Genomic DNA, 14826 nt, shown 5'->3' with positions numbered 1-14826 from the left:
TCGGCGCCGGGCACGGGGCATGGCCCGAGCCGTGGCAGGTGCGGTGTCTGTCACGCTGACGATCCTATTCGTGGAGGTATGCGTGTCCTGCCTGATCGTCCAATCCGACAAAACCCTGCTCCTGGAGGTCGACCATGAGCGGGCCGATGACTGCCGTCGGGCCATCGCGCCGTTCGCCGAGCTGGAGCGGGCGCCGGAGCACATCCACACCTACCGGGTGACGCCGCTCGGCCTGTGGAACGCGCGGGCGGCCGGGCATGACGCGGAGCAGGTCGTCGACGCGCTCGTGCAGTACAGCCGCTACCCCGTGCCGCACGCGCTGCTCGTGGACATCGCCGAGACCATGGACCGCTACGGTCGGCTCAGCCTGAGCAAGCACCCGGCGCACGGCCTCGTGCTCACCAGCAGCGACCGGCCGGTCCTGGAGGAGGTGCTCAGGTCCAAGCGGATCGCGCCGCTCGTCGGGGCCCGGATCGACCCCGACACCGTCGCCGTGCACCCCTCCGAACGCGGCCAGATCAAACAGGTGCTGCTGAAGCTGGGCTGGCCCGCCGAGGACCTCGCCGGGTACGTGGACGGGGAGGCGCACCCGATCGAGCTGCGCGAGGACGGCTGGGCGCTGCGGGCCTACCAGAAACAGGCCGTGGAGAACTTCTGGCACGGCGGGAGCGGGGTCGTGGTGCTGCCCTGCGGTGCGGGCAAGACGCTGGTCGGCGCCGGATCGATGGCTCAGGCCAAGTCCACCACCCTGATCCTCGTCACCAACACGGTCTCGGCCCGGCAGTGGAAGCACGAGCTGGTGCGGCGGACCTCGCTGACCGAGGACGAGATCGGGGAGTACAGCGGTACGAAGAAGGAGATCCGGCCGGTCACCATCGCCACGTACCAGGTGCTGACCACGAAGCGGAAGGGCGTCTACCCGCATCTGGAGCTGTTCGACTCCCGTGACTGGGGGCTCATCGTCTACGACGAGGTGCATCTGCTGCCGGCTCCCGTCTTCAAGTTCACCGCCGACCTCCAGGCCCGCCGCCGGCTCGGGCTGACCGCGACGCTGGTGCGTGAGGACGGCCGCGAGTCGGACGTGTTCTCGCTCATCGGGCCCAAGCGGTTCGACGCCCCGTGGAAGGAGATCGAGGCGCAGGGCTATATCGCGCCCGCCGACTGTGTCGAGGTCCGGGTGAACCTGACCGACGCCGAGCGGCTCGCGTACGCGACCGCGGAGACGGAGGAGAAGTACCGCTTCTGCGCGACGACCGACACCAAGCGCCGGGTCGCCGAGGCCCTGGTGCGCCGGTTCGCCGGGCAGCAGATCCTCGTCATCGGCCAGTACATCGACCAACTCGACGAACTGGGCGAGCACTTGAACGCGCCGGTGATCAAGGGGGAGACGTCGAACGCGCAGCGCGAGAAGCTGTTCGACGCGTTCCGTGAGGGCGAGATCAGCGTGCTCGTCGTGTCCAAGGTCGCCAACTTCTCCGTCGACCTGCCGGAGGCGACGGTCGCCATCCAGGTGTCGGGCACCTTCGGCTCCCGGCAGGAGGAGGCCCAGCGGCTCGGCCGGGTGCTGCGCCCCAAGGCCGACGGCCACCAGGCCCACTTCTACTCCGTGGTGGCCCGCGACACCATCGACCAGGACTTCGCCGCCCACCGCCAGCGGTTCCTGGCGGAGCAGGGGTACGCCTACCGCATCATGGACGCGGACGAGATCCTGACCGAGACCTGAGCCACACCCCGGTGAGCCGGCAGTCATCGACGAGTGCGTCATGGGGTGGGCCGGTAGCTGTGTCGTGTCGTACGCCGACGGTTTGCCGGCCGGGCTGGGGATCTTCGGGTGCTCGGGGGACTGCGCGGCGCTGTGGGACGAGGGTCCGGGCCAGCAGGGCGAGAGCGAGCAGTGGGTACGGGGACGCGAGCGGCTGCTGCCACCACGCGAGCCGCAGGTCCAGGTCACCCTCGTGCGGCAGCAGCCACATGGTGCGGGCGGTGAACACGGCCGCCGTCAGCGCCGCGAGCCGGATGCGGCCCTCCGCGAGGAGCACGGCGATCAGCGGGACGCACCACACCCAGTGGTGGGACCAGCTGATCGGCGAGACCAGCAGGGCGGTGCCCGCCGCCAGCAGGATGCCGTGCCGCTCCCGCCCCGCCCGTGCCGCCGACCACAGGCCCGCGACGGCCACGCCGACGACCGGGAGCGCCCACGCAGGACCCGGTGCCTGATCGCCCGCCGCCCGCGCGATCAGACCCGGCAGCGACTGGTTGTCGACGATCCAGACCTTGCCCACCCGGCCGGTCTCGAAGATCCCTCCGGTCCAGAAACCGACGCTGGCCGCCGGGAGCAGGACCGCGCCGACCGCGAGGGTCGCGGCGAAGCCGGCCGCGGCCGTCGCCGCCTCCCGTCGGCCCCCGGTCAGCAGGAGATGGACGACGAAGACGGCCGGGGTCAGTTTGATCCCGGCCGCCACGCCCAGGGCAAGTCCCTTGGCGCGGGCGCCCGGCGGGCGGGTGAGGTCCCACAGGACGAGGCAGGCGAGCGCCAGGTTGATCTGGCCGAACAGGACCGTCTGGAAGACCGGTTCGAGCCACAGGGCCAGGGCGGTGGCCGCACACACCTGCGGCGCCCGGGCCGTCCGGCCCGCGAGCCGGGCCGAGAGGACGACGAGATGGGCGAGCAGAAGCACATTGCCCGCGACGAAGGCCGCCTTCATGGCCGGGACGGGGATCCAGGTCGCCGGCACGAACAGGACCGCCGCGAACGGCGGGTAGGTCGCCGGCAGCCGCCACTCGGTGACGGTGAAGCCGTACAGGTCGCCGCCGTGGACGACGGCCGCGCCCTCGGCCCGGTAGACCAGCGCGTCGGCCATCGGGGCGCGTTGCAGGACACACAGGGCGGTGAAGGAGAGAAGGGACAGGGCCAGGAGGAGATAAGGCGTCACCGTCCGTTGTGCCACGGAGGTGAACCTATGGGTTACTTACGGCGAACGCCCGCTTCCTCGCCGTACTCGCCGAGGATGACGACGCCGAACGCCGCCTTTGCGAACACCTTGACGGCACGCAGGATGTTGCCCAGGCGGTGGTGGTGGTTGCCGACGACGGCCGTGGCGCCGGCCGGGCCGGAGGGGGCCGGGTGGATGGTTGCAGCGCTCATGTCTCCATGGTGGAACGCCGGACACCAGGCGTCATCGGTCTCCGGGGCCGATCCCGGGCCCCGCACATACCCCTCGGGAGGGACCCGGCCCCCCTGGGCGAGGTGGAGGCATCCCCTAGGGGACTGAAAGAGGAGAACCGAGACACCGGCGGAAACAGAGAACGGAAACGGGCGGAAACAAGAGGACGGCGACAGGGGCGGAAACGGAGGACGGCGACAGGGGGGCGGAAAAGCATTGGCTTCGGTGCGGGGCTCGTCATTAGAATCTCCGCTCTTGCCCGCCTCCCTCCCGGAGCGCCGCCGTCCGGCCGGAAACCGGACGGCTTCCCGTCACGCAGGCGCGCCCGTCCGCGCACTGTCCGTGCACCCGCCCTGAGCACCGACCGGAGGCACCGCCTTGTCCACGCCCGCCCACGACCCGCTGGACGACCCGCTCGCCCGGGAACGCTCCCACCTCGCCCAGTCCCGTGCCGCCCTGCGCGCCATGCGCGAGGACGTCGAATCCCTCGACATCAGTGACGTCACCGCGAACTGGGTCAACGCCGAGGTGCTGGCGCGGCAGATCGACGAGCGCGTCAAGGCGCTGGCCGACCTCAGCGACACCCCCCTGTTCTTCGGCCGGCTCGACTATCTGCACCCGCCGGGCGCGGAAGGGGCCGAGGGCGCGCCGGGCGAGCGGTTCTACATCGGGCGGCGGCATGTGCACGACGCCGAGGGCGATCCGATGGTCATCGACTGGCGTGCGCCGGTGTCCCAGCCGTTCTACCGGGCGTCCAAGAAGGACCCGCTGGACGTCGCGCTGCGCCGCCGCTTCGGCTACACCGGCGGGGATCTGACGGCGTACGAGGACGAGCATCTGTCGGACCCGGCGGAGGAGGCGCGCACCAGCAAGCTGCTCCAGCAGGAGATCGAACGGCCGCGTGTGGGCCCGATGCGGGACATCGTCGCCACGATCCAGCCGGAGCAGGACGAGATCGTACGCTCCGGTCTGGGCGGCACGGTGTGCGTCCAGGGCGGCCCCGGCACCGGGAAGACCGCCGTCGGACTGCACCGGGTCGCCTATCTGCTGTACGCGCACCGGGAGCGGCTGGCCCGCACCGGCACCCTGGTCATCGGGCCGAACCGGTCCTTCCTGCACTACATCGAGCAGGTGCTGCCCGCGCTCGGCGAGTTGGCGGTGCGGCAGGCCACCGTCGACGACCTGGTCGGGCATGTGGAGGTGCGCGGCACGGACGAGGCGGCGACCGCGCTCGTCAAGGGCGACGCGCGGCTCGCCGAGGTGCTGAAACGGGCCCTGTACGCGCAGGTGACGATGCCCACCGAGCCGGTCATGGTGGTGCGCGGCTCGCGGCGCTGGCGGGTTCCGGCGTACGAACTGGAGGAGATCGTCCGCGAGTTGCTGGCCCGTGACATCCGGTACGGGGCCGCACGCGAGGCCCTGCCGCAGCGGATCGCGCATGCCGTGCTGGTGCAGATGGAGCGGGCGGGCGAGGCGCCGGACGACCGGGTGCAGGACGCGGTGGCCCGCAACAGCGCGGTGAAGGCGGCGGTCAAGGCGATCTGGCCGCCGGTCGATCCGGCGAGGCTGGTGCTGCGGCTGCTGACGGACGCGGACTTCCTCGCGGCGCACGCGGAGGGGCTGCTGTCGCAGGACGAGCAGAAGACGCTGCTGTGGTCGAAGCCGGTGCGCAGCGTGAAGTCGGCCAGGTGGTCGGCCGCGGACGCCGTGCTGATCGACGAGGCCACCGATCTCGTGCAGCGCACGCACTCGCTGGGGCATGTGGTGCTGGACGAGGCGCAGGACCTGTCCCCGATGCAGTACCGGGCGGTGGGCCGGCGCTGTACGACGGGCAGCGCGACCGTCCTCGGCGACCTGGCGCAGGGCACCACCCCGTGGGCGACCCGCAGCTGGGACGAGGCGCTGGCGCACCTGGGCAAGGCGGACGGCGTGATCGAGGAACTGACCGCGGGTTTCCGGGTGCCGACGGACGTCATCGCGTACGCCTCCCGGCTGCTGCCGTACATCGCCCCCGGCCTCACGCCGGTCGCGTCGGTCCGGGAGAACCCGGGCTTCTTCGACCTGCGCGCGGTCGACGGCACCGGTGATGTGGTCGCGGCTTGCGAGGAGTTGCTGCGCAACGAGGGCTCGACCGGTCTGATCGCGGCCGACGCGCGGGTCCCGGCGCTGGCCGAGGCGCTCACGGCGGCCCAGATCACCTATCTGGCACCGGGCGAGGAGACGACGCGCGAGGCGCGCGTCACCCTGGTCCCGGCGTCGCTGGCCAAGGGCCTGGAGTACGACTACGTGGTCCTCGACGAGCCGCGGGCGGTGGTCGACGCCGAACCGGACGAACGCACCGGCCTGCGGCGCCTGTACGTGGCCCTGACCCGAGCGGTATCGGGCCTGATCATCACCCACAAGACCCCCCTCCCACCCCAACTGACCTGACCCCGGGCCCCCACCACACGTGCACCCACCACCGGGGAACGGCCGACAGCAACACACGGGCGGCGGCCGGCGGCACCGCCCGGGTGGAGGGCAGCAGGGTGCGGGCGGGGAGTTGCAGGCAGCAGCGCACGGGTGGGAGTGACAGCACCACGCGGACGGGGCACGGCAGCAACGCTCGGGCGCGGAACGGCAGCAACGCTCGGGCGCGGAACGGCCGGCAGCAGCACGCAGACGGGGAACGGCAGCGCCACTCGGACGGGGGACGGCAGCGCCACTCGGGCGGGGAACGGTCGGCAGCAGCGCGGGGTGGGAAGTGGCCGGCGGCGGCAGCGTGGCTGTGCGCGCGGTGGGGTAGCTCGGGGCGGACGGGGCGAAGTCGCCGGGCACTCCCGGTGCGCCGCGTGCCTCGGCGACCGCCGCAGCCGACGCGGGGGTACGCAGGTGCGTGGGCGCGTGGCTGCCGCGGTGGGCCGAGGCGGGGGCACACCCCCGAACCCGTCCGATCCGATCCGCGCAGGACGCCTGAGCGGCGGACTCCGGTGGCCGGCTCATGCCCGGGGCGGATGCGTGCGACCGGCGGCCCCGCCCCGGCGTCTCCGCGTACCGTTCCGCCGTACCGGTTCCGTCGCCGTCCTGCGGGCCGGGCCCGGGGCCGGGGGCCTCAGGGCCCTTCGGTGTCGTCCAGGGTTCGGCGCCACTGGGTCACCGAGCGGGGGGACACCGGGCCCGTCCAGCCGTCGGGGCGGGCCGCGCCGCCGATGTGGAACGCGGTGACGCCCGCGGAGCGGAGTGTCGGGACGTGGTCGAGGCGCAGGCCGCCGCCGACCATGGCCGTCGGCTCGTAGCCCGGCTCCTGTCCGCGCCGGGCCTCCGCGAGCAACGTGGGCAGCCCTTCGTCGACGCCGGCCGCCGATCCGGCGGTCAGGTAGGCGTCGAGGCCGGGCACGTCGGCGAGTTGCTTGCGCAGGGCGTCGCGGTCGGCGGCCCGGTCGATCGCGCGGTGGAAGGTCCACGGGCAGCCGTCCAGTTCGGCGACGACCCGCTCCAGCGCGACCAGGTCAGGCCCGCCGCCGGCGTCCAGGAATCCGAGCACGAACTGGTCGGCCCCCGCCCACCGCAGCTCCCCGGCCGCCCGCACCAGCCGCTCCACGCCCTCCGGCCCGCCGGCCGCGAACCCGTCGGAGAGCCGCAGCATCACGCGCAGGTCGATGTCGACGGCGGCCCGGATCGCGGTGAAGGTCGTCACCGACGGGGTCAGCCCGTCGGCCGCCATGTCGGTGACCAGTTCGAGGCGGTCCGCGCCTCCGGCCTGCGCGGCGACCGCGTCCTCGACACCGAGGGCGATCACCTCCAGGACTGCACGCGTGCTCATAGGACCCCTTTCCGACGGTGTTCCCCGGAGCGACTACAGGTCTAGTCCAATCGAAAGGGTACGCCCGCCCCGCCCGGCCCCGCGAGATCGCCCCCGTCAGCCGAAGATGTTCAGCTCCGGTGCCGCCGCGCCCACCAGTTCGTACGACATCCCGTCGAGCGACCTGCCCGCGTACAGCCGTACCAGCGTGGCGCTGTCCCCGATGAAGCGGGCCGGGGGCCGCGCCCCGTCGGCCGCGCCCAGCCGCAGCGGCTCGTCCACGTCGTCCAGGTCGGCGTGCACCGGCAGATGCCCCTTCTCGCGGGTCACCCAGGCCAGCAGGGCGAGCGCGTGCGGCGTCCCCGGCCCGGCGTAGGCACCCGGCACGCCGAACGTGTCGCGCAGATCGCCGGCGTGCACCCACTCGCCCAGCGCGATCATGTCCAGCACCCCGCCGGCCTGTGCGATCACCGGCCCGGCCTCGGTCATCCCGCGTTCCAGTTCGTCGATGATCTGCGCATGCGTGCGCTCGGCGCGGTCGGCGATGTCCCGCTCGTTCGACTCGGGTGAGAACACCCCCGGCTCGAAGCGGCGCTCCAGCACCCGCGTCAGCACGGTCGCACAGTGCGCGAGCACATCCCGTACGGTCCATCCGGGGCACGCCTCGACCGCCCGCGCGAAATCCGCGTCGGGCAGGGAGCGGAGCAGGGGCACCAGGGCGTCGCGTTCCACGACGAGCAGCCGGCCGGGCAGTTCGGGGTCCCGTGGTTCGTGTGTGTCGGTCATGGCCCCCACGGTAGGGCTCCGCAGGGTCGGCCGACGACGGTAGGGCTCCGCAGGGTCGGCCGGCGACGGGGGGCCGCCGGGTTGGCCGACGACGACGGGGGGCCGCCGGGTTGGCCGACGACGACGGGGGGCCGCCGGGTTGGCCGACGACGACGGGGGGCCGGTGGGTTGGCCGACGACGACGGGGGGCCGGTGGGTCGTGTTCGGCTGCGGACGCGTTGTGGCTTGTCGCGCCCACGCGGCGGAGCCGCATATTCAACACAGCCCCGCGCCCCAGGGCGCAGCCGAACCGTGTCCCGCGCCGCTTCAGGACGCGGGAGAATAGGGAGATGGCTGATGTCGAGGGGTTGCGGAGGCGGTGGAGCAGGGCTCTGGCAGGGGCTCGGGGGGCCGGTGGTGGGCCCGATCCGTCGCCGTATGCCGACCGGCTGCTCGCCCGCTGGCAGGAGCCGCAGCGCCGGTATCACACGCTCGCGCATCTCACCGCCGTCCTGGACCACGTCGACACGCTCGCGGAGTACGCCGCCGACCCCGACGTCGTACGCCTGGCCGCCTGGTTCCACGACGCCGTCTACTTCCCCGACCGCTCCGAGAACGAGGAGCGTTCGGCCCGCCTCGCCGAGCGGGCGCTGCCGGAGGCCGGCGTCCCGGCGGACAGGACCGCCGAGGTGGCCCGGCTGGTACGGCTCACGGTCACCCACGACCCGGCCGCGGACGACCGTGACGGACAGGTGCTGTGCGACGCCGATCTGGCCATCCTCGCGGCACCGCCGTCCGCGTACGCCGCCTACACCGCGGCCGTCCGCGCGGAGTACCACTTCGTCCCGAACGACGCCTTCCGGAACGGCCGCGCCGCGATCCTGCGCCAACTGCTGGAGCTGCCCCGGCTGTTCCGCACGCCGTACGGGCAGCGTGAGTGGGAGCCGACGGCCCGCTACAACCTCTCCGCCGAGCTGGAGCTGCTCACCGGCTGACGACGGGCGGGGAATGTCACCGCGCCCGCCCTCGGCGCCCGTCTGTTCAATGTCGCCTCGGCCGCTTTGACGCCGGCCGGCGCCACCACCACGGCCGCGTTCGATCTGGGCGACACCGGCGGCCCCTGGCTCGGCGGCACCGTCATCGACGCCGCCCTCGGGTACGCGTCGCCCGCCTGGGCCGGTGCGGCCCTCACCCTCACGGCGATCGGCGCGGCCGGCGTCTCGCTGCGGCTGCACCGCCGTGCGTTCGCGTCCCGCGTCGTCGCCGGGCCGACGCCGGTCAGCCGGAAAACCAGGTTCGCGCACCGATCCGATGACCTAGTCTGCGCCATATGCAGGCAGTGGGCGGGGACCAGGTGGACGAGGCCGTCGCGGGCTGTGTGGCGACGCTGCGCACGGCGGTGGACCGGGACTGGACGGCGGTGCGGGCGGGTCGGCTGGACTGGAGCGTCCGGCGGACCGCCGTACATGTCGCGAGCGATCTCATCGCGTACGCCGGGCAGTTGGCGGGACGGGCGCAGGACGCGTACGTCCCCTTCGACATCACCCTCGACGGCCAGGGCGACGAGGGCATGCACGCGGCCGACAACGCCAGCGTCCTCCAGGTGATCGAGACCACCGGCGTGCTGCTCGCCACCACCGTCCGCACCACCCCGCCCGAGGCGCGCGCGTTCCACCCGTTCCCCTTCGGGAGCGCGGACCGTGAGGGCTTCGCCGCGATGGGCATCGCCGAGGTACTGCTGCACACGCACGACATGGCCGCGGGGCTCGGGCTGCCCTATGAGCCGTCGGCGGAACTCGCCGAGTCCGTCCTGGCCTGCATCTTCCCGCACGTGCCGCCCGGCCCCGCGCCCTGGCCGACCCTGCTGTGGGCGACCGGCCGCGGCGAGTTGCCCGGCCGGGCCCCGGTCACCGGCTGGCGCTGGTCCAACAACCTGGTCATCCCGGCCGAGCGGCTCACCCTCCAGGGCGTACGGCCCGCCGCCGCGCGTGATCTGCGGCTGGGCGGCGACGGCGGCTTCGACTGGATCGACGGCGGGCCGTACCAGGGCACCAGGGATGCCGCGGGGATGCTGGTCGAGGCGTATGAATCCGGGTCGCACCGGCCCGAGTTCGGGCTGTTCGTGCTGGTACGCCGGGACGACGGCCGGGCGGTCGGCGGCCTGGGCTTCCATTCCGCTCCGGACGAGGACGGCCGTGTGGAGATCGGCTACGACCTCGCCGAGGCCGCCCGCGGCCGGGGGTACGCGACGGAGGCGCTGGGCGCGCTGGCCAAGTGGGCGCTGGCCCGGGACGAGGTGAGCCTGCTGTTCGCGCGCGTCGAGCACACCAATCTGCCGTCGCAGGGCGTGCTGGTCCGGGCCGGGTTCGACCGGGCCGGGGCGGCGGAGGAGGCCGCGCACGCCGAGCGGCACGGCTCGGACCGCTCACTCACCCTCCACATCCGCCACACCTGACACTTCCGCAAACAGCCCAGCCCCGCGGCGCGGGCCCTTCGGGCGGCCCACCCCCGCGCCGCGCAGCCCCGCAGACAGCCCAACACCTCGCGGCGCGCGGCCCCGCGGCGCGGCCCCTCCGGGTGACCGAGCCCCGCACCGCGGCCCCTTCGGGCAGCCAACCCCCGCAGCCCAGCCCAGCAGCGCGAGCCCCCCGCAGACAGCCCAACCTCACGGCACAGCCCCTCCGAGTGACCCGGCCCCGCAGCACGCACCCCCTCGGACAACCCAACCTCGCGGCGCGCAACACGGCCCCTCCGGGTGACCGAGCCCCGCACCGCAACCCCTTCGGGCAGCCAACCCCCGCAGCGCGCAGCCCCCTCAGACAGCCACCGCCGCAGCCAGCCCCGCAGACAGCCCAACCCCCGCACGCAACCCCCGCAGCGCGCAACCCCCTCGGACAGCCCAGCCCCGCGGCGCGGGCCCCTCGGGTTGGCCGGTTCGGCGGGGCGGCCGTTGCCGTGGGGGTCTCAGGAGGTCGGTACTTCGCCCGTGGCCCGTCCCAGGGAACCGATCGCCGCGACCTTCACGCCCGCCTGGTGGCAGACCCAGTGCGGATCGGGGCCGAGTTCCGGCTCGACTTCCAGCGCGTGCGGGTCGCCGGAGCCGCAGACCGGGCACAGCGGCCAGCGTCCGTACCGCTCGAGCAGCGCGTCCTGCACGTCCTGCGCGACCAGCCCGGCCACATAGGCCGCACCGTCCGGCCACTGCTCGACCCACCAGCGGCGCTGCACGACCGAGTCCTCGACCAGTGAGACCACGTCCGCCTCGGCGACCTCGCCGGCGACAAGGTCGGCGAGAACGCGGGCGCGGGCCGTGTGCAGGGCACGTTCCAGCGGGCTGATGGGGTCCATGGACCCATTGTGCGTGCTCTTGACCCCGACACCAGCCGAAAATACCTTTCACCTGTGACCCAGGACGTGAAGGAAATTTTCGGCAACCGGGGCGGCCCCGGATACGCGCCGCCGGCCCCCGCCGCCCTCACCGCCAAGGTGCGCACGCTCGCCCCGTCCATGACCCGTTCGATGCAACGAGTCGCCGAGGCCGTGGCGGGCGATCCGGCCGGCTGCGCGGCCCTCACGGTCACCGGGCTCGCCGAACTCACCGGCACCAGCGAGGCCACGGTCGTACGGACGGCCCGGCTGCTCGGCTACCCGGGCTACCGCGATCTGCGGCTCGCCCTCGCCGGCCTGGCCGCCCAGCAGCAGTCCGGCCGCGCGCCCGCCCTCACCACCGACATCGCGGTCGACGACCCGATCGCCGACGTCGTCGCCAAGCTCGCCTACGACGAGCAGCAGACCCTCGCCGACACGGCCGCCGGACTCGACACCGTGCAACTGGGCGCGGCGGTCGCCGCGCTCGTCGGCGCACGGCGCACCGATGTGTACGGGGTCGGCGCGTCCGGGCTGGTCGCCCAGGACCTCACCCAGAAGCTGCTGCGGATAGGGCTGATGGCCCACGCCCACAGCGATCCGCATCTCGCGGTGACGAACGCGGTGCAGCTGCGCTCCGGGGACGTGGCCATCGCGATCACCCACTCCGGCTCGACGGGGGATGTCATCGAGCCGCTGCGGGCCGCGTTCGAGCACGGGGCCACCACCATCGCCATCACCGGACGGCCGGGTGGCCCGGTCACCCAGTACGCCGACCATGTGCTCACCACCTCCATCTCCCGGGAGAGCGAGTTGCGGCCCGCCGCGATGTCCTCCCGGACCAGTCAACTCCTCGTCGTGGACTGCCTGTTCATCGGAGTGGCGCAGCGTACGTACGAGACCGCCGCGCCCGCGCTGGCCGCTTCCTACGAGGCGCTGGCCCACCGGCACCGCTGAGCGCCGGGTGCTCCGCCGGCCGAGCCGTTGTGCGTCGACCGGCTCACCGCCGGGGCGCCGTGCCCGCGAGCGGCGCCTCCGGGAACGCCTGCGGCGGAGTTCCGGGGCGGCCGACGGTGGGGTACTGGGGCGGCTGACCGTGGGGTACTGGGGCGGCCGACGGCCCAGTCCGAGAACGGTCGACGGCCGAGGTCGGGAACGGCCGACGGGCCAGTCCGAGAACGGCTGACGGGCCAGTCCGGAGGCGGCTGACGGGCCAGTCCGGAGGCGGCTGATGGTGGGGTCCGGAGCCGGGTGGCCGTGGGATCCGGAGCCGGGTGGCCGTGGGATCCGGAGCCGGGTGGCGGAGAAGGTCCTGGGCCGCGTTTCCTGGCGCCGGCGCCGCCCCCGAGGCCGCGGTGACGGGGCGTTACATGCCCGAGGGCGGCACTCCCTGGGGTCAGGGAGTGCCGCCCTCGGTGTGCGGCGGACGGGTCCGATCCTCGGGGAGGATCAGAAGTCCATGTCACCGCCCGGCATGCCGCCCGGGGCGGCCGGCGCGGACTTCTCCGGCTTGTCGGCGATGACGGCCTCGGTGGTGAGGAACAGCGCGGCGATGGACGCGGCGTTCTGCAGAGCGGAACGCGTCACCTTCGCCGGGTCGATGATGCCCTCGGCGACCAGGTCGACGTACTCGCCGGTCGCGGCGTTCAGACCGTGACCCGGGGTGAGGTTGCGGACCTTCTCGACCACGACGCCGCCCTCAAGGCCGGCGTTGACCGCGATCTGCTTGAGCGGGGCCTCCAGGGCGAGCTTCACGGCCTGCGCGCCGGTCGCCTCGTCACCGTCCAGCTCCAGCTTCTCGAAGACGTTGGTGGTCTGCAGCAGGGCCACGCCACCACCGGCGACGATGCCCTCCTCGACGGCCGCCTTGGCGTTGCGCACGGCGTCCTCGATGCGGTGCTTGCGCTCCTTGAGTTCCACCTCGGTGGCGGCACCGGCCTTGATGACGGCGACGCCGCCGGCCAGCTTGGCCAGGCGCTCCTGGAGCTTCTCGCGGTCGTAGTCCGAGTCGCTGTTCTCGATCTCGGCACGGATCTGGTTGACCCGGCCGTTGACCTGCTCGGAGGAGCCGGCACCGTCGACGATGGTGGTCTCGTCCTTGGTGATGACGACCTTGCGGGCGCGGCCCAGGAGGTCCAGGGTCGCGTTCTCCAGCTTGAGGCCGACCTCCTCGGAGATGACCTCGCCGCCCGTGAGGATGGCGATGTCGCCGAGCATGGCCTTGCGGCGGTCACCGAAGCCCGGGGCCTTGACGGCGACGGACTTGAAGGTGCCGCGGATCTTGTTGACGACCAGGGTCGACAGGGCCTCGCCCTCGACGTCCTCGGCGATGATCAGCAGCGGCTTGCCCGACTGCATGACCTTCTCCAGGAGCGGAAGCAGGTCCTTGACGGAGCTGATCTTGGAGTTGGCGATCAGGATGTACGGGTCGTCGAGCGACGCCTCCATACGCTCCATGTCGGTGGCGAAGTACGCCGAGATGTAGCCCTTGTCGAAGCGCATGCCCTCGGTGAGCTCAAGCTCCAGACCGAAGGTCTGCGACTCCTCGACGGTGATGACGCCTTCCTTGCCGACCTTGTCCATGGCCTCGGCGATCAGCTCGCCGATCTGGGTGTCGGCGGCGGAGATGGAGGCCGTGGAGGCGATCTGCTCCTTGGTCTCGACGTCCTTCGCCTGCTCCAGCAGGGCGGCGGAGACGGCCTCGACGGCCTTCTCGATACCGCGCTTCAGAGCCATCGGGTTGGCGCCGGCGGCGACGTTGCGCAGGCCCTCCTTGACCAGGGCCTGAGCGAGGACGGTGGCGGTGGTCGTACCGTCACCGGCGACGTCGTCGGTCTTCTTGGCGACTTCCTTGACCAGCTCGGCGCCGATCTTCTCGTACGGGTCCTCCAGCTCGATCTCCTTGGCGATGGACACACCATCGTTGGTGATCGTGGGGGCGCCCCACTTCTTCTCAAGGACGACGTTGCGGCCCTTGGGGCCGAGGGTGACCTTGACGGCGTCGGCGAGCTGGTTCATACCGCGCTCAAGGCCGCGCCGTGCCTCCTCGTCGAACGCGATGATCTTGGCCATGTGAAGTGGTCCCTCCAGGACTGGGGGTGATTCCTTCGGACCGCGCCCGCGCCCGCGACGGACGGCTCGCCGGCCTTGTGGTTCCTTGCCCCACCCGGCCTGCGGGCCTCACCGACCCGGTCCTTCGTTGTCACTCTCACCTTCAGAGTGCTAACGCCAATGATTAGCACTCGACCCACCCGAGTGCAAGGTGCGCCCACGCCGCGGACCCGTCGCGGGGGGTGCGGCCGGGTGGTGGCGACCGGGCGCGCGCCCCCCGGCGCGGCGGCCCGGACACCGCGGCCCGGACACCGCGGCACGGGCCCTGTCGCACGGGCCCTGTCGCATGAGCGCTGTCGCCTGAGCCCTACGGCATGAGCCATGCGCATGGCCCCTGCGACATGGACCCTGCGACACGCGCCCTGTGGCCTGGGCACGACGCAGGGCCCGCACCCCAGGAGGTACGGGCCCTGCGCGTTGAGAATGTTTCAGGCGGTGACGCGAACCATATCGGCCTGCGGGCCCTTCTGGCCCTGCGAGATCTCGAACTCGACCCGCTGGCCCTCTTCCAGGGTGCGGTAGCCGTCCATCTGAATCGCGCTGTAGTGGACGAAGACGTCCGCACCACCGTCGACCGCGATGAAGCCGTACCCCTTCTCCGCGTTGAACCACTTGACGGTGCCCTGAGCCATGCCTAAC

At 72.7% G+C, this 14826-nt stretch carries 12 protein-coding genes and 1 pseudogene; 6 read left to right on the top strand and 7 right to left on the bottom strand.

Annotated elements, in window-relative coordinates:
- The first annotated feature begins 82 nt into the window (after positions 1-82).
- Positions 83-1723: a DNA repair helicase XPB gene (locus ABT245_RS36175; protein WP_351742389.1), complete on the top strand. Its 1641-nt coding sequence runs from the start codon at positions 83-85 to the stop codon at positions 1721-1723.
- Here the strand turns inward: ABT245_RS36175 and ABT245_RS36170 are convergent.
- A complete protein-coding gene (locus ABT245_RS36170; protein ID WP_351742386.1) occupies positions 1689-2861 on the bottom strand; it encodes a glycosyltransferase 87 family protein in 1173 nt (390 codons plus the stop codon). The genes ABT245_RS36175 and ABT245_RS36170 overlap by 35 nt on opposite strands.
- Before the next feature lie 104 nt (positions 2862-2965).
- The gene (locus ABT245_RS36165; RefSeq protein ID WP_351742333.1) at positions 2966-3145 is read right to left on the bottom strand and encodes a hypothetical protein; all 180 of its coding nucleotides are present in this window, start codon (positions 3143-3145) and stop codon (positions 2966-2968) included.
- Between the two features lie 397 nt (positions 3146-3542).
- On the opposite strand from ABT245_RS36165, the gene ABT245_RS36160 reads away from it, so the two are divergent.
- Positions 3543-5594, top strand: a complete 2052-nt coding sequence (locus tag ABT245_RS36160; protein WP_351742331.1) for a HelD family protein — start codon at positions 3543-3545, stop codon at positions 5592-5594.
- A gap of 661 nt (positions 5595-6255) precedes the next feature.
- Here the strand turns inward: ABT245_RS36160 and ABT245_RS36155 are convergent.
- Both ABT245_RS36155 and ABT245_RS36150 read right to left on the bottom strand, forming a co-directional pair.
- Positions 6256-6966 carry a copper homeostasis protein CutC gene (locus ABT245_RS36155; RefSeq protein WP_351742328.1) on the bottom strand — a complete coding sequence of 237 codons (711 nt, stop codon included), beginning with the start codon at positions 6964-6966 and terminating at the stop codon, positions 6256-6258.
- A gap of 96 nt (positions 6967-7062) precedes the next feature.
- Positions 7063-7731, bottom strand: coding sequence for a maleylpyruvate isomerase family mycothiol-dependent enzyme (locus ABT245_RS36150; RefSeq protein WP_351742325.1), 669 nt, complete (start codon positions 7729-7731; stop codon positions 7063-7065).
- A 329-nt stretch (positions 7732-8060) separates the two neighbouring features.
- Between ABT245_RS36150 and ABT245_RS36145 the strand changes: the two genes are divergently transcribed.
- From ABT245_RS36145 to ABT245_RS36135, 3 genes and pseudogenes are all read left to right on the top strand, one after another.
- Positions 8061-8705 carry an HD domain-containing protein gene (locus ABT245_RS36145; RefSeq protein ID WP_351742322.1) on the top strand — a complete coding sequence of 215 codons (645 nt, stop codon included), beginning with the start codon at positions 8061-8063 and terminating at the stop codon, positions 8703-8705.
- Between the two features lie 18 nt (positions 8706-8723).
- Positions 8724-8978, top strand: a pseudogene (locus ABT245_RS36140) (Cmx/CmrA family chloramphenicol efflux MFS transporter); the annotation flags it as partial.
- Positions 8979-9040: 62 nt separating this feature from the next.
- On the top strand, positions 9041-10165 hold the full coding sequence (locus ABT245_RS36135) for a GNAT family N-acetyltransferase (RefSeq protein WP_351742320.1): 1125 nt from the start codon (positions 9041-9043) through the stop codon (positions 10163-10165).
- Between the two features lie 509 nt (positions 10166-10674).
- Here ABT245_RS36135 and ABT245_RS36130 read toward each other — a convergent pair.
- Positions 10675-11058 carry a DUF8819 family protein gene (locus tag ABT245_RS36130; RefSeq protein ID WP_351742317.1) on the bottom strand — a complete coding sequence of 128 codons (384 nt, stop codon included), beginning with the start codon at positions 11056-11058 and terminating at the stop codon, positions 10675-10677.
- Between the two features lie 54 nt (positions 11059-11112).
- On the opposite strand from ABT245_RS36130, the gene ABT245_RS36125 reads away from it, so the two are divergent.
- Positions 11113-12033: a MurR/RpiR family transcriptional regulator gene (locus ABT245_RS36125; protein ID WP_351742314.1), complete on the top strand. Its 921-nt coding sequence runs from the start codon at positions 11113-11115 to the stop codon at positions 12031-12033.
- A 492-nt stretch (positions 12034-12525) separates the two neighbouring features.
- On the opposite strand, the gene groL is transcribed toward ABT245_RS36125, so the two are convergent.
- Both groL and ABT245_RS36115 read right to left on the bottom strand, forming a co-directional pair.
- Complete coding sequence (groL, locus tag ABT245_RS36120; protein WP_351742311.1) at positions 12526-14148, bottom strand: chaperonin GroEL; 1623 nt, start codon at positions 14146-14148, stop codon at positions 12526-12528.
- Positions 14149-14615: 467 nt separating this feature from the next.
- The gene (locus ABT245_RS36115; RefSeq protein ID WP_004986573.1) at positions 14616-14819 is read right to left on the bottom strand and encodes a cold-shock protein; all 204 of its coding nucleotides are present in this window, start codon (positions 14817-14819) and stop codon (positions 14616-14618) included.
- Positions 14820-14826 lie beyond the last annotated feature (7 nt).

The organism is Streptomyces sp. NPDC001508 (assembly GCF_040298665.1).
GTDB lineage: Bacteria > Actinomycetota > Actinomycetes > Streptomycetales > Streptomycetaceae > Streptomyces.
Note: the sequence above shows the minus strand (reverse complement) of the source record. Positions and strands in the feature narration are given on the sequence as shown.